This window comes from Arthrobacter sp. UYCu712, assembly GCF_040547005.1.
Taxonomy (GTDB): Bacteria; Actinomycetota; Actinomycetes; order Actinomycetales; family Micrococcaceae; genus Arthrobacter.
This window is the reverse complement of sequence record NZ_JBEPOZ010000030.1, coordinates 22,499-44,535: the sequence shown is the minus strand read 5'-3', so window position 1 is coordinate 44,535 and position 22,037 is coordinate 22,499. Positions and strand designations below refer to the sequence as shown.

The 22,037-nt window shown below is 66.3% G+C and carries 24 protein-coding genes and 1 pseudogene; 14 read left to right on the top strand and 11 right to left on the bottom strand.

Translation table 11 applies throughout. The features are described from left to right. Positions 1–724: 724 nt before the first annotated feature. The 5 genes and pseudogenes from ABIB51_RS20710 to ABIB51_RS20690 all read left to right on the top strand — a co-directional run. On the top strand, positions 725–1,126 hold the full coding sequence (locus tag ABIB51_RS20710; protein ID WP_354191234.1) for a hypothetical protein: 402 nt from the start codon (positions 725–727) through the stop codon (positions 1,124–1,126). A gap of 136 nt (positions 1,127–1,262) precedes the next feature. After that, positions 1,263–1,496: a hypothetical protein gene (locus ABIB51_RS20705; protein WP_354191233.1), complete on the top strand. Its 234-nt coding sequence runs from the start codon at positions 1,263–1,265 to the stop codon at positions 1,494–1,496. 59 nt (positions 1,497–1,555) lie between these two features. Next, positions 1,556–1,936: a DUF7793 family protein gene (locus ABIB51_RS20700; RefSeq protein WP_354191232.1), complete on the top strand. Its 381-nt coding sequence runs from the start codon at positions 1,556–1,558 to the stop codon at positions 1,934–1,936. A 65-nt stretch (positions 1,937–2,001) separates the two neighbouring features. Next, positions 2,002–2,448: a MarR family winged helix-turn-helix transcriptional regulator gene (locus tag ABIB51_RS20695; protein ID WP_502916187.1), complete on the top strand. Its 447-nt coding sequence runs from the start codon at positions 2,002–2,004 to the stop codon at positions 2,446–2,448. Between the two features lie 754 nt (positions 2,449–3,202). After that, positions 3,203–3,349, top strand: a pseudogene (locus ABIB51_RS20690) (IS5/IS1182 family transposase); the annotation flags it as partial. An 88-nt stretch (positions 3,350–3,437) separates the two neighbouring features. Here the strand turns inward: ABIB51_RS20690 and ABIB51_RS20685 are convergent. Next, on the bottom strand, positions 3,438–3,908 hold the full coding sequence (locus ABIB51_RS20685) for a hypothetical protein (RefSeq protein ID WP_354191231.1): 471 nt from the start codon (positions 3,906–3,908) through the stop codon (positions 3,438–3,440). A gap of 100 nt (positions 3,909–4,008) precedes the next feature. Beyond that, complete coding sequence (locus ABIB51_RS20680) at positions 4,009–4,605, bottom strand: hypothetical protein (RefSeq protein WP_354191230.1); 597 nt, start codon at positions 4,603–4,605, stop codon at positions 4,009–4,011. A 192-nt stretch (positions 4,606–4,797) separates the two neighbouring features. On the opposite strand from ABIB51_RS20680, the gene ABIB51_RS20675 reads away from it, so the two are divergent. Next, positions 4,798–5,235, top strand: coding sequence for a VOC family protein (locus ABIB51_RS20675; protein ID WP_354191229.1), 438 nt, complete (start codon positions 4,798–4,800; stop codon positions 5,233–5,235). A 186-nt stretch (positions 5,236–5,421) separates the two neighbouring features. On the opposite strand, the gene ABIB51_RS20670 is transcribed toward ABIB51_RS20675, so the two are convergent. Continuing rightward, positions 5,422–6,186, bottom strand: a complete 765-nt coding sequence (locus tag ABIB51_RS20670; protein ID WP_354191228.1) for a LysR substrate-binding domain-containing protein — start codon at positions 6,184–6,186, stop codon at positions 5,422–5,424. Between the two features lie 173 nt (positions 6,187–6,359). Further along, positions 6,360–7,409: an FAD-dependent monooxygenase gene (locus ABIB51_RS20665; RefSeq protein ID WP_354191227.1), complete on the bottom strand. Its 1,050-nt coding sequence runs from the start codon at positions 7,407–7,409 to the stop codon at positions 6,360–6,362. 81 nt (positions 7,410–7,490) lie between these two features. On the opposite strand from ABIB51_RS20665, the gene ABIB51_RS20660 reads away from it, so the two are divergent. The 4 genes from ABIB51_RS20660 (at position 7,491) to ABIB51_RS20645 (ending at position 12,149) form a co-directional block, all read left to right on the top strand. Beyond that, on the top strand, positions 7,491–7,925 hold the full coding sequence (locus ABIB51_RS20660; RefSeq protein WP_354191226.1) for an acyl-CoA thioesterase: 435 nt from the start codon (positions 7,491–7,493) through the stop codon (positions 7,923–7,925). Positions 7,926–8,142: 217 nt separating this feature from the next. Next, a complete protein-coding gene (locus ABIB51_RS20655; RefSeq protein WP_354191225.1) occupies positions 8,143–9,246 on the top strand; it encodes an extracellular solute-binding protein in 1,104 nt (367 codons plus the stop codon). 39 nt (positions 9,247–9,285) lie between these two features. Further along, a complete protein-coding gene (locus ABIB51_RS20650; protein WP_354191224.1) occupies positions 9,286–10,350 on the top strand; it encodes an ABC transporter ATP-binding protein in 1,065 nt (354 codons plus the stop codon). Between the two features lie 47 nt (positions 10,351–10,397). Continuing rightward, on the top strand, positions 10,398–12,149 hold the full coding sequence (locus ABIB51_RS20645) for an ABC transporter permease (RefSeq protein WP_354191235.1): 1,752 nt from the start codon (positions 10,398–10,400) through the stop codon (positions 12,147–12,149). A gap of 13 nt (positions 12,150–12,162) precedes the next feature. Here the strand turns inward: ABIB51_RS20645 and ABIB51_RS20640 are convergent, their stop codons facing one another. Continuing rightward, positions 12,163–13,353, bottom strand: coding sequence for a 4-hydroxybenzoate 3-monooxygenase (locus ABIB51_RS20640; RefSeq protein ID WP_354191223.1), 1,191 nt, complete (start codon positions 13,351–13,353; stop codon positions 12,163–12,165). A gap of 68 nt (positions 13,354–13,421) precedes the next feature. Beyond that, on the bottom strand, positions 13,422–14,201 hold the full coding sequence (locus ABIB51_RS20635; protein ID WP_354191222.1) for an IclR family transcriptional regulator: 780 nt from the start codon (positions 14,199–14,201) through the stop codon (positions 13,422–13,424). Between the two features lie 198 nt (positions 14,202–14,399). Between ABIB51_RS20635 and ABIB51_RS20630 the strand changes: the two genes are divergently transcribed. After that, positions 14,400–15,677 (top strand): MFS transporter, encoded by a 1,278-nt coding sequence (locus ABIB51_RS20630; RefSeq protein ID WP_502916186.1) that lies wholly within the window; start codon positions 14,400–14,402, stop codon positions 15,675–15,677. A 4-nt stretch (positions 15,678–15,681) separates the two neighbouring features. Here the strand turns inward: ABIB51_RS20630 and ABIB51_RS20625 are convergent, their stop codons facing one another. Further along, the gene (locus ABIB51_RS20625) at positions 15,682–16,758 is read right to left on the bottom strand and encodes an FUSC family protein (RefSeq protein WP_354191220.1); all 1,077 of its coding nucleotides are present in this window, start codon (positions 16,756–16,758) and stop codon (positions 15,682–15,684) included. Positions 16,759–16,979: 221 nt separating this feature from the next. On the opposite strand from ABIB51_RS20625, the gene mscL reads away from it, so the two are divergent. Together mscL and ABIB51_RS20615 are read left to right on the top strand one after the other, a co-directional pair. After that, positions 16,980–17,495 (top strand): large conductance mechanosensitive channel protein MscL, encoded by a 516-nt coding sequence (gene mscL, locus ABIB51_RS20620; protein WP_354191219.1) that lies wholly within the window; start codon positions 16,980–16,982, stop codon positions 17,493–17,495. Between the two features lie 62 nt (positions 17,496–17,557). Then, complete coding sequence (locus ABIB51_RS20615) at positions 17,558–18,394, top strand: ACT domain-containing protein (protein ID WP_354191218.1); 837 nt, start codon at positions 17,558–17,560, stop codon at positions 18,392–18,394. Between the two features lie 2 nt (positions 18,395–18,396). Here ABIB51_RS20615 and ABIB51_RS20610 read toward each other — a convergent pair whose 3' ends face one another. Beyond that, the gene (locus ABIB51_RS20610) at positions 18,397–19,314 is read right to left on the bottom strand and encodes a diacylglycerol/lipid kinase family protein (RefSeq protein WP_354191217.1); all 918 of its coding nucleotides are present in this window, start codon (positions 19,312–19,314) and stop codon (positions 18,397–18,399) included. Positions 19,315–19,543: 229 nt separating this feature from the next. Between ABIB51_RS20610 and ABIB51_RS20605 the strand changes: the two genes are divergently transcribed. Further along, positions 19,544–19,783, top strand: coding sequence for a hypothetical protein (locus tag ABIB51_RS20605; RefSeq protein ID WP_354191216.1), 240 nt, complete (start codon positions 19,544–19,546; stop codon positions 19,781–19,783). Positions 19,784–19,786: 3 nt separating this feature from the next. Here ABIB51_RS20605 and ABIB51_RS20600 read toward each other — a convergent pair whose 3' ends face one another. Genes ABIB51_RS20600 through ABIB51_RS20590 form a run of 3 tightly spaced genes read right to left on the bottom strand, consistent with a single transcriptional unit; the run spans position 19,787 to position 22,034 of the window. Next, the gene (locus tag ABIB51_RS20600; RefSeq protein WP_354191215.1) at positions 19,787–20,596 is read right to left on the bottom strand and encodes an IclR family transcriptional regulator domain-containing protein; all 810 of its coding nucleotides are present in this window, start codon (positions 20,594–20,596) and stop codon (positions 19,787–19,789) included. Between the two features lie 51 nt (positions 20,597–20,647). Continuing rightward, entirely contained in the window at positions 20,648–21,343 is a 696-nt protein-coding gene (locus ABIB51_RS20595; protein ID WP_354191214.1) for a 3-oxoacid CoA-transferase subunit B, read from the bottom strand. A 1-nt stretch (position 21,344) separates the two neighbouring features. Further along, the gene (locus ABIB51_RS20590) at positions 21,345–22,034 is read right to left on the bottom strand and encodes a 3-oxoacid CoA-transferase subunit A (protein ID WP_354191213.1); all 690 of its coding nucleotides are present in this window, start codon (positions 22,032–22,034) and stop codon (positions 21,345–21,347) included. Positions 22,035–22,037: the final 3 nt, after the last annotated feature.

The window sequence follows — 22,037 nt, the reverse complement described above, 5'->3', positions numbered from 1 at the left end:
CGCCAGAGCGGCGCGCCAGGTGTAGGCGGTTGAACTCCTCCCTGGAGACAGAGTTCCCCGGACATGCTGTGAAGGCTGGTGCGGGGAACTCCGCAGCGGCAGGCCGTCCGCAACGGATGCGCGAAGCGCCTGATCCGGGGGTCACCGGGGTCCGATAGGCGCCACGGGATCGCTAATGGGGACAGGACCAGCGCCGTTGGGATTGGCGTAGGTACTCGTCGACGTCTTCATCGGCGTTGACGTTGGCAAGAGCAACCATCACGCGGTGGCACTGGACCGGGCCGGGAAGAAACTCCTGGACCGGGAAGAGGCGAACGGCACAAGCCCTGAACGCGTGGACGACAGGGACCAACGGCCCAGCTGCACACAACCGCCAGGCCCGCCCTTGGTCCCATCGCTCGCCTGAAGCTGCCGGTGATTGTGCACAGCCCTCCCGCCATCCTCGTTGCCGCCGCCTGTGCGACGAGGATCATCCAGTTCAGATCCAACCTCCACGCGGAGTGACCGCAGCGCGGAACATGACAAGCGGCCACAGGAGCCGCACCGCACTCCGTGGGCTGACAGGTAGCGACGGTATGCTTGCTGTGGGCTACCCATCTGAGTGTTGTGCTGGACAGTGCAGTGCTGGCGAGTTGGGTAGCCTTCTGCATGGGCTGGCAAATAGGCAGCACCTTGGAGGGGAGCATGGAACCGGAGCGTGTCCTCGCTGCTAGAGTCAGAATCCATGACCCTAGACCCCGTCCGTTCACCTGGTGTGCCGCCGCTTTTGCTCAGTATCGGCAACGTGCACGTCACCGAGCAGCACGTCATCACGCCGGCCGGTACGTGGCCACTCGCTGACGTGAACGTGACTACCTCAGACCAGACCTCAACGACAACCCACACCCCAGCGTGGGCCATCGTGATGGTCTTCCTCTTCATTTGGTTCTTTCTGCTGAGCCTGCTTTTCCTGCTGGCCCGTGAAACCCGCATCAGCGGATTTATCGCCGTCCACATCCAGGCACGCGGCTACTCCTACACCGAACAGGTCCCCGTCTACTCGGCCCAAGAACGCGCGGACGTCCTCAACCGTGTTCTGTTCCTCCAAGGAGCCATCGGCCAGGCACGCAACCGACACGCCTACTGACCCCCTCCCAACAGAACCCCGGCACCGACACCCCTCCGACCAGTGTTCTTCACCGATCCGCCGGGCCTACCCTGTGCTCACAACCAAGTACCGGAGCCCGGGATCGGCTCCGGGTCCCCTCAGGAAGGCAGCATCAATGGCGATGAACATTCGGGATCACTGGGACCGGCTCAGCCCCGCCACACGGCAATGGCTCACAGACAACCCCGGCTGCCTGATCCTGCCGCGCACCCTGGCCGAAACGATCTGCCAGGAAACCGGCGTAAGCGCTGACTGTGACCAGCACGGGCAGGCAACGCTTTCCCGGGAGGACCTGGACTTCCTCCGGGCCAAGGCAGAAGGAACCCGAACACCCCCGCCGGAGCAATAGTTCTTTGACGCGACACAGCCCGGACTCGGTACCTAAAGCCGGGGAATGAGAGGCGGACAATGGAACCCATGGCGGTCGAAGGCGGCAAAGGTACCGTGGAACTCAAGGCCGACGGGATAATCCACCTTGTCTGGAACGACAGAGTCAACATCGACGCTGTCGATGCCCATGCGGCAATGGCTGCCGTTAATGAGGCCGGCAAGGGGTCGGAATACCCAATGCTGGTCGACATGGCGACCACGGAGTCCGTGCACCGTCATGCCCGCGCTGTTTTCTCTATCCCTTGTGCAGCCTCCCGGATCGCCTTGCTCGGCACCAGTCCGGTCGACCGAGTTCTGGCAAACTTCTTCCTGGGTGTCCACATCCCGCCATGTCCCACCCGCTTCTTCACGTCCAGGAACGATGCAATGGTCTGGCTGATGCAGGACCTGGCCAAATGACCCCACGGACCACTGACGGACGGGAAGCACCGTCCGTGCAGACCGGCCGGTTCCATACTGCGCCTATGCCTGATATGAGACTGTGGCCCACCGGCCGCCTGTTATCGACCGCGGCGCGGCTCGTTGAGTACGCGTGGAATGAGAAGATCGGCGATATCGGGCTGACGCATGCCGGGGTGATCGCCCTGGACGTCCTGGCGGCCAGCGGGCATATGACCCAGGCTGCACTCGCGCAGATCGTCAGGGTCCAGGCCCAGACCATCGGCAAGACCCTCACGGGGCTGGAGGCCCATGGGTTCGTCCGGCGACAACGCAGCGAGTCCGACCGCCGCAGCCAGGTCGTTTCCATCACCGACGCCGGCATCTCTGCACGCGAAAAGGCACGCCACCTGGAACGCTCAGTCCTGGCCAGCGCAGCGGTCGATACCGACACACTGCGCGCAGAACTTCAGACCATCGTGCTCGTGCTCTCGACCCCGGCGGACGAGACCGAACGGACAAGACCGAACTGACGGACCCGGCCCCCAGGACATCCCGGTGGCCAGGCACGAGTCCGAGCAGGCGTTGCATAAGGCCGAGCGACTGCTGAAAGACGATTCAAAGATTGGGGGCAGCGTCGGGATCGTCACACTTCCGCTGGTCGGGGGTCCTGATCAGATTCCTGCCCCTTCAGTCCCGGAGGCGGCGGGCTCCCGGCCGCGGCCTTCAGGACCGGTGGGTGGGATCCTCTGTTGGTGGTCCCGGATCCGGTACGGGACCCGGGCCCGGACGCACCGGGGACGTCGGGTCCGGCGAAGCAGGAGCCGGCTCAGGAACCGGTGGCGGTGCCGGCGCCGGAGGCGACGTCGGATCCGGGGATCCCGGAGCAGGAACAGGGTCTGGCGGGAACGGCGCTGGTTCGTGTTGCGGCGGAATGGTCATGGTGTTCCCCCTTCGGCTTCTGGCCTTTCCGGATGGTGACTTCAGGCTACGTCTCAGCTGCACGGAAGAACAGAGGAACCCAAGTCCCCCAATATGCCCGAGATGGCCCACGCAGTTGTCCTCACACTGACAGGGAATAAAAAGGCCGCGAACCAAGCACGGTGGGCTGCCGTACAGGCAGCACACCGCGGGGTTCGGAAACTCTGAAGCCCGGGCCACGGCCGCGCAGGGCTGGCTGCAGGTCTTCTCGCTGCGGCCGCGGCCGCCGGAGTAACAATCCCGGAAAAGGCCAGTTTCCGACGGCTTCCGGCCGGCAGGGGGGTTCCGGACTAACAGTTTGAAGCATACAAGCGACGAAACGTCGTCGAACGGTCCTTCAACATCTTCAAGCAATGGCGCGGCCCCGCCACCCGGTACGACAAGCTCGCCCTGACCTACCGCGGCGGAGTCGTCCTCCGCGCCATCACCATTTGGCTCAAGGAATTAGGAGACGTGCCCTACTGGCCCAATGCGCTGTCTCCATGCAGATTCGTGAGGCGACCGTGGATGACCCGGAACAAGTCAACAGTGCGAGGAGGAGTCAAACTGATCGTGCCTCTGGGGTGCGATTCATGCGTACGACGAGGGCGACCAGCGCTGCCAGCGAAATGGCGCTGACGGCATAGAGCACCTTGCCCCAAGGCGCGTAGTCCCCGCCTGATATTGCAAAGGCATCAGCCAGGCCCATACCGGCCGGGAATGAGGCCATCCAAAGTGCTGGTGCTCCCAACGCCAGCAGCAACAGGTTGAGGGCTGCAGTTGTATTCCATGAAAGGGCATGCCTCAGTGCGGCAATCAGAACGGCTGCGCCCAACAAGCTTCCCACGGCCGCCCAGATGAGAACTGTCGGGCCTGAAAGCGATTCATTCGCCCGGTCCATAACAGCATGGATTTCACTAAGCGTTGCGCCCGGAACAGCCGCCAGAGGATTCCAGACAAGCACCTGTAGCGCGCCAGCAACTGCATAACCCACCACAAGCAGGAATCCGCCCAATGCTACCCAGGTGGCCAACCGCGGCCCATTTTCATTTCCCCCGTACGCCATGGCCGCCAGCTTAGCCCGACTCGGTCTAACCCCAATTGAAGGAAGCAGGACATGCCCTGGGGTGTGCTCAGCAAATACGCCCGGTCACATTGGGCCTGCCCATCGTCCTTGTATAGATTGACTCGGGCATGACCGCGTGCTCCGTTCCAAGCCACATAATTACCCGGTCATGGTGTTCACAGGCTATTCCAGTTGCGCCGTTCGTGAGCAGGGCCCAACCGAGGACGCGGTCGACGTCGACGTCGCCGTCGACGTTCACGCTATGTGCGGTGCCTTGCGTGAGGCTGATAGATCTGAGGGTGTCGGCGAGGCCCGAGAGCAACCGCCTCCTGGCAAAGTCGGTCATTTCGGTGGCAAGGGCTGTGCTGAGGAATGCTGCGTGACGGGGGCCGGGTCGACTTGGCTTAAAGGTCGCCAGGAACTCTGGTGCGTCGGCTCCGGCAGCCGGTCCTGAAGCCAGGGCGAAGTGTGCAACGACAGTCTCTCCGGTTGTGCCACGAAGTACGGGCGTAGGAACGCTGCCCGGCTCGATTCCCTTTGTGTCCGTGCGGACTGCGTAGGGTCCGAAGGCTTCTAGTTCGGCCCAAATGCGGTCACGCAGGGAGTCGTGCGGGACAACGTCCCTACGCTCGTACATCGATCCGCCCATGGCGACATTCTCCATCGGGCATCCCGTGATGGCCATTACCAGTCGAGATTGGCCGACAAGGCAAGGTTGCAGGACGGGCGAGGCAACCTCCACCCCTAAGAAAACAGCAAAGTAGACGGTGGGGTGCCCGGTGGAGGACCGGCCAACGGACAGACAGTGGCGCCTCGCCACTGGAGCTAATCGCTCCGCCTTGGTAGCTTTCAACGCATGGCCATCCAATTTGAGAATGTGGGTATAGCTGTTCGCGATATCGAAGCGGCAATCGCCTTTTTCACCGATCTCGGTCTGACACTCATCGGCCGTGACACGGTCAGCGGCGAGTGGTCCGATACTGCCGATGGACTTGATGGAAACCATGCCAATATCGCGATGCTCCAGACCCCAGATGGTCATGGTCGACTCGAGCTCTTCGAATACATCCATCCCGAAGCGATCGAGTCGAACCCGACTCGTCCCAACGACATTGGCATGCACCGCGTGGCCTTCTCGGTAGACGACATCGATAAGGCCCTCGAGGTGGCTGCAAAGCACGGATGCCATCCGCTACGCGGTGTGGCGACCTATAAGGACGTCTATAAACTCACGTACCTCCGCGGCCCCAGCGGAATTCTCGTAATGCTCGCCGAGGAACTGAAGAAAGACTGACACCCGAATCTGCCCAATTAGCCTGTATTGCCAGGCCTTAGGGTCGAGAGACTGTCCGCTGAAGGAGCGGCTTACGAGGCAACTGACGGGAGCGGCTGCGGGGCGCCAACGGAACGCGGGCCGCACCAAAGGAACCCGATGCGGGCTCCTCCGACCTTCGCCCCTATGGCTCCCCTTGCCACGGTCTCAAGAAGAAAGTGGCGGCGCAGCGGGGCTGGTGGCGATGGCCCGGAGTAGGGCTAGGACGGTTTTCACGTTCGCTCGTTCGAGTGTTTCGGGGCGGCCGAGGCAGTCGATGTGCCGGCCGGTTCCAAGGCGGGAAATCGGTCGGAGGAGCAGGTCCGGATGATGATGCATATCGGTGGTGTAGCGGGGCATCAATGCCACGCAGTCGCTGGCGGCGACTACGGCAGCGGCGACGAAGAATTCGTTGATCCGGTGCGCGATGCGCGCTTCGGCGCCTCCAATGCCGGCGATTTGTTCGATGGCGTTCTCGAGAGGAAACCCCTGGTGGACGGCCACCCAGGTTTCTCCGCGGAGGTCTTCTGGGTCAATGGAGTCTTTGGCCGCCAGCCGGTGGTCCTTGCGGATGACGAGGTCCAGGGGTTCGAACAACAGCGGTTCCACGCGCACCGATCCCGGCCACGGCGGACTGCCTGTCCACCGGCGGGCGATGACCAGGTCGTGATCCTGGGTGAGGGCGGGGAAGCTTTCCTGGGCTACGTCGAAGTCGCTCAAGGTAACGCCGGGCCGGCCCGGGGCGTTCAACTTGGTGAGTAGCGGGCCGAAGAGGGCCAGCGCAGCACTGTGGAAGGCCGCGACCGCCACAACCGCCTGCGGTTCGCTCTGGAACTGCGCGACCGCCTGCTCCGCCCGTTCAAGCGCCACCTCCACTTTCACGGTCCCATCAGGGCGGATATTGGCCTGCCAAAGCAGGCCACCGCAGGCCACCGCAAAACAAGGTCAAGCAGCACCTGACCCGGTGAGGGTTCCGCCTACGGGCACCCCGCAAGCGGACGACCACCCGCCGGCACGGATCAAGGAATCTGGCGCAGAACGCCACCACAAAGCGCTGAACTCCACAGTCCGGATTCACTGGCTTCTGGAAGAGCGCGGGGGATCCCCTATCGATCGTTCTGTCCGGCGCCGGCGCGCCCGGCCCTGCCGGCCAGCCGCAGCAGCCCGTCCCGCAGCGGCTGGGCCGTTTCCGCGAGCGCCAGCCGGGCCATCGCGGACGACGCCACGCGCAAGGCCTGGCTACGCAGCATTCTTCGCCGGTTGTACGCCCGCAGCGCCTCCGGGAGCGGGCGGGAGTTGAGCAGATCGGCGAGCGTGACGGCGTCGATCAGCGCCTCGCAGGCGCCGCGCCCCAGGTTGGGGGTCATGCCGTGCGCCGCGTCCCCCACCAGCACCGCACCGTCCCGGGCGTAGCGGCCCGGGTACGGCACTGTCCAGACCCGCTGCGCCAGCGTCTCCCCCGGCGTCGCCGCAGCCAGGACATGGTCCATGCCGGCGTCACGGCCGGAATAATGCGCGCGGGTGAGGGCCAGGGCCTCTTCGACGTCGATGCCGCCGGGCCCCAGCCCCGAGCGGTAGGAGGCGTACCAGTAGGTCCGGCCACGGGACGCGGGCGTGATGCCGAACAACTGCCCGCGGCCCCAGTATTCACCGCCCCGGCCGGGCGGGACCGGCCCGTCGATGATGCCGCGCAGCGCAAGGTACGGGCTGAGGCGGGCCCTGGCGTGTTCGCCCCAGACGCTCCGGCGGACAACGCTGTGCACTCCGTCGGCGCCGACCACCAGGTCCGCACGCGGCAGCGATGCCACGGCGCCGTAGGCCCTGAGTACGGAGGCGGGCACGGCTGCGTCCAGCAGCCGGAGCAGCTCCGCACGCGACACCCCGATGACGCCGGATGCCCGGGCCCGCAGCAGGACACTCCCGGCGCCGTCCCGGAGTGCCATCCCGCCGAACCCCGAGCCGGCCGCGCGGACCGCCGGGAGGATACCCATCTCATCAAGGGCGCGCTGGGCTTCCGGCCACATGGCCAGGGACGTCTCCACCGGCGCCGGCTCTCCCCGCCGCTCGTGGACGGTGACCTGGAAGCGGTCCGGGTCAAGGTGTGCTGCCAGCGCCAGCCCCGCGATGCCGCCGCCGACGACGGATAGAGCGTCCATGCCCAGAGTCTACGGCCGGCCCCGGCCCGGCGGGATCCGTCACACTCCCGGCGGTGTGCCGGCGTGGGTTAACCTCGCACTATGGAACCGGCAGACATCACCTTCCGCACCCGCAAGTGGGTGCGGCCCGAAGACCTCAACGCGAACGGCACGCTGTTCGGCGGAAGTCTGCTGAAGTGGATAGACGAGGAAGCGGCGATCTACGCCATCCTGCAGCTCGGCAACGGCCGCGCGGTCACCAAATACATCTCCGAAATCAACTTCGTCAGCTCCGCCGTCCAGGGCGATCTGATCGAGATGGGCCTGACCGCCACCCGGTTCGGCCGGACCTCGCTGACCATGCGCGCCGAGGTGCGCAACATGATCACCCGGCAGAGCATCCTCACCATCGAGGAGATCGTGTTCGTTAACCTCAGCCATAACGGCACACCGGAGCCGCACGGCTACACGGAGATCACCTACGACCGGGACCGGATCCCCACGCACCACCTGACGGAAACGCTGGACCAGGACTAGCGCAGCACCTGCGGCGCGGGAGCGGCGGCGCATCCGGCGGATGTTCACTGCCGGTTAAGGCGATGGACCCATTCCGTTCCGCCGGACGCACCAGACTCACATGCAGCGGCCAGATTATTTCATCGAATCGATAGGAATAATCGGTCAGATCCGGCGTGTGCCGCTATAGGCTGGCCGAACAACGCCCTCCGGTCCCGTTCAGAAATGAGTCCCACCCGTGCGCAGATTGAAAACCCTGGTTGCCGCCGCCGTCGCCGTCACCCTGATTTCTGGCTGCGGAGGGGGCACGGCAACTCCGGCGGCCTCGTCCGGGGCGGCTCCCGGCCCCGCCGCCGTCGCCCCCTCGGGACCGCCCTCCGGCGAAACCGTGATCGTCTACACCAACTCCAACGGTGAAGGCCGCGGCGAGTGGCTCACCAAGAAGGCCGCGGACGCCGGTTTCAAGATCGAAATCGTGGGCGCCGGCGGCGCTGATGCCACCAACAAGCTGATCGCGGAAAAGAACAACCCGATCGCGGACGTCGCCTTCGGCTTGAACAACATGTACTTCGAGCAGATCAAATCCGCGGGTGCGATCGAGGCGTACACCCCCTCCTGGTCCGGCGAAGTCGACACGGCCAAGGGCGACAAATCGGACAGCAAGGCCTACTGGCCGCTGGTGCAGCAGGCGATCCTCCTCGGCTACAACTCCGAAAAGTTCAGCAAGGACGAGGCCCCCAAGGACTGGACCGATCTGTGGGCCCAGGACAAGTTCAAGTCCCGCTACGAGCGCGTCACCGGCGTCGGAACCGCCACCGCGCAGCTGGTCTTAGCCAGCATCCTGACGCGGTACAAGGACGACGGCGGCGATCTGGGCGTCTCCGACGAGGGCTGGAAGCAGATCGAAGGCTACTTCAAGAACGGCAGCCCCGCGGTCGCCAAGACCGACCTGTTCGCCCGGATCGCCTCGGGCGAGACGGACATGGGTCAGATGCCGTCCTCGATCATTACCGAGCGCGAAAAATCATTCAAGGTCAACGTCGAAACCGTCATGCCGTCCGTCGGCGTCCCGCTGGCCATCGAGCAGGTGGCCCTGGTCAAGGGGACGGACAAAAAGGATGAGTCCCTGAAGTTCATCAACTGGTTCGGCAGCGCACAGACCCAGGGCGAGTGGGCGCAGCAGTTCAGCTCGATGCCGGTCAACAAGGCGGCGGTCGCCCAGGCCAAGCCCGAGGTGGTCGAATTCTTCAACACGCTCAAGCAACAGGACATCGACTGGAGCTTCGTGCAGGAAAACATGGGCAAATGGGTTGAAAAGATCGAACTGGAATACATGAGCTGACCACCCGACGCCGACTGCCGCCAGAAAAGACAGGTTGCCATGATCCGTTTAGAGAACATCGAGGTCACGTTCGGTGATTTCACCGCCATCCCCGAGCTGAACCTGCAGGTGGAACCGGGTGAGTTCTTCACGTTGCTGGGCCCGTCGGGCTGCGGGAAGACGACAGCCCTGCGCACCCTGGCCGGGTTCATCGAACCGTCCGCGGGCGAGGTCTACGTCGACAGGAAGGCAGTCACCCGGCTCCCTAGTGACCAACGCGACGTGGGCATGGTCTTCCAGAACTACGCCCTTTTTCCCAGCATGAGCGTCTGGGAGAACATCGCCTTCGGCCTGCGGGTCCGCAAGGAAAAGCCGGCCGAGAGCGACAGGCTGGTCCGCGATATCGCCAGGCGCGTTGACCTCTCCGAAGACCAGTTGCGCAAGAATGTCGCGGAGCTGTCCGGCGGCCAGCAGCAGCGCGTCGCCGTCGCCCGGGCGCTGGTGCTGCAGCCCAAGATCCTGCTGCTCGATGAGCCGCTGTCCAATCTGGACGCCAAACTCCGGCACCAGCTCCGGCAGCAGCTCAAGGATCTCCAGAGCGAGTTCGGCATCACCACCGTCTATGTCACCCACGACCAGGACGAGGCGTTGGCGATGAGCGACCGGGTGGCGGTCTTCAACGAGGGTGTGGTGGAACAGGTGGGCACACCGCAGAGCATCTACGACGAATCCGCCACCGAATTCGTGTGCAACTTCATCGGGGACAGCTCCCGGCTCACAGCCGCGTTCGTCGCGGAACTGAACCGGCAGTCGAGGCATGCCCTCGATCCCGCGGCCAACTCCTATCTGCGGGTGGAGAAAGTGTCCCTGGACGCCGGCGGGGACGGCCAGGCCGTCCCCGTGAACGGAACCGTGGTCTCGAAGACCTACCACGGCCTGCACAGCCGGTACGTCGTCCGTTGTCACGGCGCGGACATCCGGCTGCTGGTAAGGGAAGACGGCGGGGCACATCCCGTAGCGGGCAGCCAGGCCACCGTGTACGTGAAGCCGTCCCACGTCCTGCAGTACCACCCGGGAACCGGCGCCGCCCTCGGCAGCCGGCTGCAGGAAGCAGCCCGCCCTTGAGCAGCGCACGCCGGCGGGGCAACTCTGACGGCGCCAGCACCCGCAGCATGCTCCGTTCCCCCGCCGTCCTGATCGTCGGGGTCGCGCTGACGTGGTTCATCGCGGCGTTCCTGGTCTGGCCCAATGCCAACGTGCTGATCCAGACGTTCTTCCCGGACGGGAGCTTCTCCGGCCGGGCCGCCGAGAAGCTCCTCTCCTCCCAGCGGGCGATGAAGTCCCTGGGCAACAGCTTCCTGCTGGCTGTTGCCTTGTCCGTCACCGTCAACGTGGTGGGCATCTTCATCGTGCTGGTCACGCAGTACTTCAAGATCCGCGGCTCCAGGATCCTGTTCCTCGGCTACGCCACCACCTTCATCTACGGTGGCATTGTGCTGGCGGCCGGCTACAAGTTCATCTACGGGGACAAGGGCATCGTCACCGGCTTCCTGCTCGGACTGTTTCCCGGCATGGACCCCGGCTGGTTTTCCGGCTTCTTCGCCGTCCTGGCCGTCATGACGTTCGCCACCACGACCAACCACATGCTGTTCCTCACCAACGCGCTGAAGGGCGTGGATTACCAGACCATCGAAGCGGCCAGGAACATGGGAGCCTCCACCTGGACCATCCTGCGGCGCGTGGTGCTGCCGATGCTCAAGCCCACTCTGTTTGCGGTGACCGTGCTGTCCTTCCTGACCGGTCTGGGAGCCCTCAGCGCACCGCAGGTCCTCGGCGGCCGGGACTTCCAGACCATCACGCCGATGATTCTCACGTTCACCAACAGCCCGACCTCCCGGGACCTCGCCGCGCTGCTCGCCGTCATCCTCGGTGTGGCCACCATGCTGATGCTCGCCGTCATGACCCGGCTGGAAAAGGGCGGCACCTACTTCTCGGTGTCCAAGGTCTCCTCGGGCCTGCAGAAGCAGCAGATCCGCAATCCCGTGGCGAACGCGGCGGTCCACGCCGTCGCCTACCTGCTGTTCGCGGTCTACACGCTCCCCGTGGTGCTGATCGTGCTGTTCTCCTTCGCCGACAGCGCCGCGATCCAGACCGGACAGCTCTCGCCGGGCCGCCTCACCTTCGACAACTACGTCCGGGTGCTGACCCAGCCCTCCGGACTGCGGCCCTTCATCATCAGCATTATCTACAGTGCCCTGGCTGCGGTGATCGCCGTCGGCGGGCTGCTGTTCGTCGCCCGGCTCCTGCAGAAATACCGGAACTGGGTAACGGGCATTTTCGAGTACCTGCTCCACATCCCGTGGATCCTCCCCTCGGCACTGCTCGCCCTGGGCCTGATCCTCAGCTACGACCACCCGAATCCGCTGGTCGGCGGCGCCGTGTTGACCGGGACCACGGTGATCCTGCTGATCGCGTTCGTGACCGTCAAGATCCCGTTCACGCTGCGGATGCTCAAGGCGTCGTTTGCCTCGGTGAACTCCTCGCTCGAGGAGGCCGCCAACATCATGGGCGCCAAGACCCTGTACGTGTTCCGCCGGATCCTGCTGCCGATCGTCCTGCCCGCGGCGGCCGCGATCACGGCGCTGAACTTCAACAGCATGCTCGACGACTACGACACTGCCATCTTCCTGGCCCACCCGCTGTTCCAGCCCCTGGGCCTGGTCATCAAGGCCAACACGGACGGCGCCGACGGCGTTGACGGAGTGTCCAACACCTTCGTCTACACGGTGCTGCTGATGGTCATCACAGGAGTGACCATGTACCTCGTCTACGGCCGATCCAGCCGGAAACCGTCCAAAAAAGCGGCGGCCGGAGCCGGCGACAAGCAAGGCACGACGCCGGTCCCGGCGGGAGCCGGGTCGTAACGGGAGCCAGCGCCTAGGGGTTGCCCGGCCAGCCGGTGTAGGCCTCGGCGAGGTACGCGCGGCCGTGGCGTGACGAGACCACCGAGTTGAGCTCGCCGAGCTGGCGGGCGCGGGCGAAGTCGTCTGCGCCGGCCGGGGTGTGCAGCATGGATGTCATCCAGTAGGAGAACTGCTGCGCCTTCCAGACCCGGTCCAGGGCGCGGTCGCTGTAGCCATCCAGGAGCAGCGTGCTGCCGGTCCGGTAGAAGCTGTCCAGCCCTTCGAACAGCACCTTGACGTCGTGGAGTGCCAGGTTCAGGCCCTTCGCGCCGGTCGGCGGGACGGTGTGGGCCGCATCCCCGGCCAGGAACAGGTTGCCGTGCCGCATAGGGGTGTGCACGAAGCTGCGGAACTTCAGGACCATCTTGTCGATGACCGGGCCTTCCTTGAGTTCGAAGCCGTTGCCGTTCACCCGGCTGCGGAAGGCGTCCCAGATGCGGTCTTCGCTCCAGTTCCGGACGTCCTCGTCCGGATCGCACTGGAAGTACATCCGCTGCACGGCCTCGGTCCGCTGGCTGATCAGCGCGAAGCCGTTCTCCGAGTTGGCGTAGATCAGTTCATCGGAGCTGCGCGGCGCCTCGGCCAGGATGCCGAACCAGGCGAAGGGGTACTCGTGGAAGTACCACTTGCGGCTGGCCTCCGGGATCTGGAAGCGGCAGTGGCTGCGCGAGCCGTCGGCGCCGGTGATGAAGTCCGCCCGGAGCTCGTATTCCACACCGTCGGCGTCCGTGAACCAGACCTTCGGCTTGCCTTCGATGCCGTGGATCGTGGTGTCGGTGACGCTGTACCGGACGTCGCCGCCGTCGGCCCGGCGCCGGGCGGCGAGGTCGGCGAAGACCTCGGTCTGCGGGTAGAGCCAGACGGATTCCCCGACGAGGTCCTGGAAATCGATCCGGTGGCTTTCGCCGTTGAAGCGCAGTTCGATCCCGTCGTGCCGGTCGCCGTCGCGCAGGACGCGGTCCGAAACGCCGCTGTCCACGAGCAGGTTCACCGAGCCGTGCTCCAGGATGCCGGCCCGGACGGTTTCCGAGATGTCCTGGTGGCTGCGGACCTCGATGACGGTGGATTCGATCCCGGCCCGCGCCAGCAGGTGGGAGAGCATGAGCCCTGCCGGGCCGGCGCCCAGAATGGCGACCTGGGTGGTGATGATTCGACGGTTGGCCATGTGTTCCTCGCTTCGTTGCGGCTCGGGAAATCTCTGGCTACAGTCTGCGTCCGGTGACGTGACGGACGTTACATGGATTCCGCTGAACGGAATGCTGCCGGGTTTTTGGCGTCGTTCAGCTGCCGCCCGATCCCCCGGGCGGCGGTCTGCAGGGCCGGAACCAGCGCCTGCAGGCGCATCTCCCGGAGCGGGACGACGACGCCGAGCGCCGCCACCGTGCGGTTCCTGGCGTCCCGCACGGGAACGGCAATTCCCCACGTGTCCGGATCCACCACACCGGCCAGCTGGGCGAAGCCGTGGCTGGCGGCCTCCTGGAGCAGGGTCCGGAGCTTGTCCGCGCCCAGCTTGCCGGCGGGGTCGTGGAATTGCCGCAGATAGTCCGCCTGGACGGCCGGGGGCTGGCCGGCCATCAGCGCCAGCCCCGCGGAGGAGATGTGGACGGGCATCCGGCCGGCGATCTGCGCCCGGTTCGGCACCGACCCGCGGCGGGACAGCCGTTCGACGAAGAGCGCTTCCCAGCCGTCCAGCACCGCAAGGTTCACATTCTGGTTGAGCACCTGCTGGATGTCCTCCATGAACGGCATGGCGGCCTGGCGGAGCGCCAGGGTGGGCGAATTCCGGTTCACGAGCTCCCACAGCCGCAGTCCCAGCCGGACGGAGCCGCCGCTGCCCAATTCCAGGAGCCCGTGCCCGGCCAGCTGCCGGACCAGGCGGTGGGCGGTGGTCACGGGCAGCTGCGCCCTGGCCGCGAGCTCCGAGAGCTGCAGCACTGTGACGCCCTCGGGGAACGCCCCGATGACCCGCACCACGCGGTCCACGACCGAGTCGCCCGTGCTTGAGTTGGCCACGATCCTGCTTCCTTGAGCACGCCCTGGGCGGCCCTCGGCATTCCATTGAACGGTTTGTTGTGTCCCACATTACACCTGCCGGTGATACAACTCTCGTGTCGGAAGCAACCGAAGTGCCCGTTGACGCGCACCGGAAACCGCCGCTCCGGCCTTCGCCTTCATACCCGCTCGACGCCGAGCCCTAACTTCGAGGTAGCCATGCCGATGACGTCCGCTGACCGCACTTCCCGCTGGCCTGTCTGGCTCTGCTGGCTGGCCATGGTGCTTGATGGCTTCGACCTGGTAGTGCTGGGCACCGTTATCCCGACGCTGATCAAGACCCAGGAACTCGGGTTCGACGCCGTGGGAGCCACCCTGGCCGCCACGATTTCCCTGGTTGGCGTGGGCCTCGGCGCGCTCTTCATCGCCCCGCTCTCGGACCGGTTCGGCCGCCGCCGGCTGCTGATCGCCTGCGTCGCCTGGTTCTCCGTGTTCACCCTGGCGGTGGTGATCGCCCCCAACGTCCTGGTGTTCAGCACGTTCCGGCTGCTGGCCGGCCTGGGTCTCGGCGCCTGCCTGCCCGCCGCACTGGCCTACATGAACGACTATGCCATCCAGGAGGGCTCGGCCGGCCGGTCCACCACGAGGACCATGACCGGCTACCACGTCGGGGCCGTCGTCACTGCGTTCCTGGCACTCCTGCTGATCCCCAACTGGCGGATGATGTTCGTCATCGGCGGCATGGCCGGGCTGGCGCTCCTGCCATTCCTGTGGTTCAAGCTGCCCGAGTCCCTGCCCCCGGTCAAGGAGGGGAACGAACCTGCTGAGGCAGCCAGCTTCCGCGACTTCACCAGGAAGCCCTACCCCGTGGTGGCAGTCGGGGTCGGGATCGCGTCGTTCATGGGGCTCCTGCTCGTCTATGGCCTGAACACGTGGCTTCCGCAGCTGATGGCATCCGCGGGCTACTCCATCGCCGCGGGCATCGGGCAGTTGCTGGTGCTCAATGTTGGTGCCATCGTCGGACTCGTCATCGCCGGCATCCTCGCGGACAAGCACGGAGCCAAGAAAGTGGTCCTGCTGTGGTTCGGCCTGTCAGCAGTCTTCCTCGCCGTGCTGAGTATCAAGCTTCAGAATGAGCTGCTCCTCAACGCGACGGTCTTCGTCACCGGCGTCTTCGTTTTCAGCTCACAGGTCCTCGTCTACGCCTGGGTCAGCCAGCTCTTCCCCAGCCGCCTGCGGGCCACGGCACTGGGCTACTCTGCCGGCGTCGGCAGGCTGGGTGCGATCCTCGGCCCCGCAGTGACGGGCACCCTGGTGGCAGCCGGCATCGCCTACCCGTGGGGTGTCTACACCTTTGCCGCCGCAGCCGTGATTGCCGTGGCCGCGCTGGCCATTGTGCCGCAGCGGATCTCCCACGAGGCGCCCCTGGCAGGCACACCGGCAGGAGCACCGGCCGGGACACACGCGGCCGGGGCGCCCGCCCCCGGGGACGACTAGTCCGTCAGGCGGCGGCGTGCTGCGTGCCCAGCCGGGCACGCAGCCGGCGCCACACCGTGGGGGCCAGCACGACGCCGATGCCGACGGCGGCGCCAATGACGGTCTCCAGGATCCGGTCCCGCAGCAGCAACCCGGGAGCCGAAGGCGCCACCAGCAGGGTCGAGATCAGCGCCAGCGGCGTGACGAAAATCTGGGCGAGCACGTACTGCCGGGCGATGAACATCTCGGCGCCGAACTGGCAGGCGGCGATCACCAGCACGGTTTGCCACGGCGCCGGCTGCAGCAGCAGGATCCCGGCCAGCAGGACCAGCCCCACAGCGGTGCCTACGATGCGCTGCACCCCGCGACTCACGCGGTGGCGGGTGGTGTGCCCTGCGAGCGGGACTACGGCTGCCACCATGGCCCAGTAGTTGTGGCCGAAGCCCAGCCTCTCGCCGGCCAGGGTCGCGATCGTTCCGGCCAGTCCGGCAGCCACGAGGTAGCCGAGACTTTCGAGCCATGCGGCCCGTTTCTCGGCCGGTGACAGGGTTGCTGCCTGCGGCCGGGCCCACGGCGTCCGCCGCCGCCTGGCCACCCGCGCGGACATGCCGATCAGCAGGGACAGGGCAATGGTGAGGACCGCCACTGCCATACCCTGCCAGAGCGGCGGCTGGCTGGGGATGGAGGCGATGGCTGCGAACGCGAAGATGTGGAACAGCGAACCGGCCGGGCGGAGCCGCCAGAAGGCAACCAGGAGTGAACAGCCGCCGGCCACCAGGGCGGTGGCCGCGACCTGCATCCATATGGTCTCAGTCGTGGAAAGCCCCAGTGCCACGCCCGTCCGGGCGGTCAGGGCGGCAAGCAGCATGATCAGCAGCATCAGCATCCCGGCCCGGAGCTGTGTCACGAAGCGTTGGGCGTGCGGCTCGTGCCGGCCATAGATCCCGGTAAAGGCACCGAAGGAGGCGAAGACGGCCAGGTCCAGGCGGCCCAGCAGCACCAGGGTGGTCAGCGGGACAAAGACGCCGGCAGCGCACCGGAGGGCGACCTGGTGGTCCTTGTTGCCGGGTGCCATGGTGAACATCTCGGCCAGCAGTTTCACGGGGAGGAACGCCTTCCTTGCAGTCGAATAATTGCGACGGCGGCACTGGCATCCTGATTGGACTCTACGCCGGAACGACGCCGTTGCAGCATCGCGCTCCGTTGAGCGGAACCCGTCACGGTCCGCGGAAACAGGCCGGGAAGTGGTAGCGTCTAGCGGTTGATTCCGGCCAGCGGAGTCACGACTGCACGACGTACGCCAAGGCACCCCGGAGGACCCCCATGCTCAAAGGATTCAAGGACTTCATCCTGCGCGGCAACGTGATCGAACTGTCCATCGCGGTGGTGGTCGGCACCGCCTTCACTACCCTGGTCAGCGCGTTCACCTCGAACATCGTCAACCCCATCATCGCCGCTGCCGGTGGCGTCGAGACCGAGGGCCTGGGCTTCCCCATCTGGCCGGGCAACCAGAAAACCTTCGTCAACTTCGGCGCGGTCATCACGGCCTTTGTCACTTTCCTGATCACAGCGGCGGTGGTGTACTTCATCTTCGTGGCGCCCATGAACCGGATCAACACGATCGTCAAGCAGCGCCTCGTTACGGCGGAACCCGAAGAGGAGCCCCTGCCCGCGGACACCGCCCTGCTCGCCGAAATCCGAGACCTGCTGGCCCAGTTCGCGGCCCCGGAACGGTCCGGCGAACACGCGGCCGAACGTTCGGCTGATTACACCGGTGAGCACGCGGCTGACCACGCCGATCAGCCCACAGCCGAACATGCCGGCGGACGCAGCCGCTAGGCCGACTGAAAAAGTCACCGGCCGGCAACGGGGCCGTAACAGCAGGCGGACATCATGGAGCCATGAAGCCGACAGCCCATGCAACCTCCGAGCTGAGCTGCGACGTCTGCGGCCAGCTGCCCGAACCGACCAAGGCCCGGCTGACGCTGGCCAATATCGCCGTGATGCTGCCGATCGAACTGCTCGTGCACGCCGCGGTGGTGGGAACCCATCTGCCCTATGTAGCCAAGGTCCTGGTCCTCACCATGACTGCCACGATCCTGGTGATCTGGGTCGCGGAGCCCTCCGCGGCCCGGGTCCTCCGGAGCTGGCTGCACGCGCCCGCCCTGCGCCACCGCAAGAAGCTGGGCGCGGCGCCGTCGCTGTGGCGGGCCCGGACCGTACTGAAGGACAGGCCCGGTGCCCTGCAGAAGGTGACGCATGCACTGGCCCGGCTGGACACCAATATCCTGAGCATCCATGTCCACCCCGTGGCCGGCGGTGTGCTCGACGAGTTCGTGCTCTCGGCGCCCGGCGACCTGCGCGAGGGCGAACTGCTGCGGGCACTGCGCGACGGCGGGGGCAGCGAACCGCAGGTGTGGCCCACCACCGCCCTGGCCATGGCCGACGGGCAGACTGGTGCCCTGAGCCTGGCGGCCCGGATCGCGGCAAACCCCGAGGAACTGCCGCTGGCCGTGGCGGAACTGCTGCATGCGCGGATCGAAGCGGCGCCGGACGCCGGCGCGGGCACCGCCGTCGACGGCACCGTCCTGAGGATCCCGACCGCCTGGCACGGACCGATCACGTTCTCCCGGCCGGGCGAACCGTTCACGCCGGCGGAGTCCGCACGCGCCCACCGCCTGGCCGAGCTCGCCGAGATCCTCGCGTACCGCCCGGCCGCGCCGGCGGAAACTGCCTAGGCCTACATCCGGATCTTGAGCGCCTCGTGCTCCACGGTGACCTTAAGGTGCTTGGCCTTGCCGAGGTGGTCGCCGTCGAGCTGGAACTCCTGCTCGTGGTCCAGGCTGATCTCCGCGGACTTGCCCGTGAAGTACTCCACGGAGGAGTTTTTGCTGTTCTTCCGGCCGAAGACTCCGGCGAGGACGGGGAGCCAGCCCAGCTTCCCCGCGGGGGCCAGGATCACGACGTCGAGGATGCCGTCGTCCACCTTGGCGTCGGGGAAGATCTCCACGCCGCCCATGATCTTGCCGCAGTTTCCCACCATCACGCTGCGGATCCGGCGGCGGACCGGGTGCTGCCCGTCGATGCTGATCTTTGCTTTGACGGGCTTGCCCGGCAGGTGCCGGATGCCGGCCTCCACGTAGGCGAGCCAGCCCACGCGGTCCTTGAGCTCGTCCACCGTGTTCGCCATGATCGCGGCGTCGTAGCCGAGCCCGGCCATGACCAAAAAGAGCTGTTCGTCCTCCGCGTGGTCCAGGCTCGCCTTGACCACGTCCACGGCGGCGTCCGTGCCGTTGAGGATGTCATGGCTGGCGGCGACGGGATCGGTGATGTCGATCCCGAGGTTGCGGGCCAGGAGGTTCCCTGTGCCCAGCGGAACGAGGCCCATCGGGGTTCCGGTGCCGGCTAGGATCTCCGCCACGCAGCGGACGGTGCCGTCCCCGCCGGCGGCGATGACGACGTCGACCCCCGCCGCCAAAGCCTCGCGGGCCTGGCCCAGGCCGGTGTCCTCTGCAGTGGTCTCGAGCCAGAGCGGCTCCGCCCAGCCCTGCGTCTCGCACAGCCGATAGAAGGCCGCTTTGAAGTCTTCTCCCGAGGACTTCATGGGGTTGATGATCACGGCGGCGCGCCTGGCAGGCGCGGTGTTGTTCTCTGTCATGGCGTCCTTCAAGGGCGGGCGGGCGGGAAGTGTCTGCAGTGAAATCCTAGCGGGAGTTCCGGACGTAACTTAGGCGCCCCGGCCGCCGAACATGGACGTTCTTGTCCCGGCGTCACTAAACTGGCCATGCTTATGTACTGGAACGGGCCGGGCTTGTCGGAACAGCCGGCCGGATGCCTGACCGGATCAGCCGGACGGGCCGCGCTCCGGGCGCTGGAAGCGGGGGCACATGACCGAACCACAGGAATACTACTCAGCCGAGGCTGAGGCATCCAGCATGGATCCCCATGACTGGGGGCGCGCGATGGCGCTGGCCGTCACACGGCTGGCCGAGCAGCTCGCGCCGGAGGACAGCGAGGACATCCATGCCTCGCTTGTGGGCAGGGACCTGCACCTCAAGATCCTCGATGACTCCTCGGGGGTCACCATCACCGTGTCCACGGCGCCCAGCAAGGACACCGAGGGTTGAGCCCTACCGGCCGCCGGAAAGGTCCGCGGAAATGAGCTCCGCAGTGGCTACGGCCCCTTTCCGCACCGAGACCAGATAGGCCTCCGGGTCCGGCTGCGAGGCCACGGACTGGGCCTGCAGGGAGACATTGATCGCCGCGACCACCTTGGGTCCGTCATGGACCGGGGCCGCGACGGACATCAGCCCCACTTCGAGTTCCTGGTTCAACAGGCACCAGCCCTGCGCGCGCACGGCGTCCAGCTCGGCAAGCAGCGCCTCCGGGGTGCCGATCGCCTGTTGCGTCAGGGGGCGGATGTCCGCGGCCGCGAGGTAGCGGCCCAGCTCCGCGGGAGGGAGCGCCGCGAGCAGGACCCGGCCCATCGACGTCGCGTAGGCGGGGAACCGGGTCCCCACCGTGATGCCGACGGTCATGATCCGGCGCGTGGCCACGCGGGCGATGTAGGCGATGTCCGTCCCGTCCAGCACTGCGGCCGAGGTGGACTCGCCCAGCTGGTGCGACAGCTCCTCAAGATGCGGCTTGGCGAGCTGGGGCAAGGACAGCCCGGACAGATAGGCGTAGCCCAGCTGCAGCACTTTGGCGGTCAGGGCGAAGATCTTGCCGTCGGTGCGGACGTAGCCCAGCTCCACCAGGGTGTGCAGGAACCGCCGGGCGGTGGCCCGGGTCAGGTCGGTCCGGGCGGCCACCTCGCTCAGCGTCATCTTCGGGTGGTCCGTGTCGAACGCCCGGATCACCGCCAGCCCGCGCGCCAGCGACTGGACGTACTGGTCGCTGGCCGCGGGCGCGCCACTGGCGCCTTTTGCTGCCTCAATCATTTTCTGCCCCTCATGCTCTGCCAACACCTTATACGCGGGACAGCTGTGTGCTCAGCTTCCGACGGCGGTTCCGACGGCGGGGGCGGCCTTGAGCGGCACCGGCACCATCGCCTGCAGCTCCGCCAGGGTGCAGCCGAACGTTTCGCGCACTTCGACGCCGCCGGGTCCGGTCAGGAAGACGGCCTTGTCGGTGTAGACCCGGGTCACGCAGCCGATCCCGGTCAGCGGATACGTGCACGTCTCCACCAGCTTGGACACGCCCTCGCGGGTCAGCAGGGTCATCATCACGAAGACGTCCTTGGCCCCGGTGGCGAGGTCCATCGCGCCGCCGACCGCCGGGATCGCGTCGGCGGCTCCGGTGTGCCAGTTGGCGAGGTCGCCGGTGGCGGAGACCTGGAACGCGCCGAGGACGCAGATGTCCAGGTGCCCGCCGCGCATGATCGCGAACGAATCGGCGTGGTGGAAGTAGGACGCCCCGGGCAGCTCCGTCACCGGGATCTTGCCGGCGTTGATCAAGTCGCCGTCGATCTGGTCGCCGGTGGCCTCCGGGCCCATGCCCAGCATGCCGTTCTCGGTGTGCAGCGTGATGTTCTGCTCCGGCTCGAGGTAGTTGGAGACCAGGGTGGGCTGGCCTATGCCGAGGTTCACGAAGGAGCCGGGCTTGATGTCCCGGGCCACGAGGCGGGCGAGGTCGTCGCGGCCCAGGGGCGCCCCGCTGGTCTGGATGGATGCAGTCTGGATGCTCATGTCAGGCCACGCTTTCTGTCTTGCCTTCGGCTGCGGCCACACGGACGATGCTGTTGACGTAGATTCCGGGGGTCACAATGTTCTCCGGGTCCAGGCTGCCCGTCGGGACAATCTCGGACACCTGGACCACGGTGTGTTTGGCGGCTGCGGCCATGATGGGGCCGAAGTTCCGCGCAGTCTTGCGGTAGACGAGGTTGCCCTTGCCGTCCGCGGTGAGCGCCTTGATGAGGGCGACGTCGGCGTGGATGGGAGTTTCGAAGACCTGGCCGCGGCCGTCGAGGATCCGGGTTTCCTTGCCCTCGGCGAGCATGGTGCCGTAGCCGGTGGGCGTGAAGAAACCGCCGATCCCGGCGCCGGCGGCGCGGATCCGTTCGGCGAGGTTGCCCTGCGGGACGAGCTCGAGCTCGATCTGGCCGGCCCGGAACCTGGTATCGAAGTGCCAGGAGTCGGACTGCCGCGGGAAGGAGCAGATCATCTTCCGCACCCGGCCCTCCTTGATGAGCAGCGCGAGGCCCTGGTCGCCCTGGCCGGCGTTGTTGTTGACCACGGTCAGGTCCGTGGCGCCGCACTCCAGCAGCGCGTCGATGAGCTCGAACGGCTGGCCGGCGTTGCCGAAGCCGCCGATCATCACCGTGGAGCCGTCCTTGATGCCGGCGACGGCCGCGCCGACGCTGTCTACGAAGTTCAGCATGTC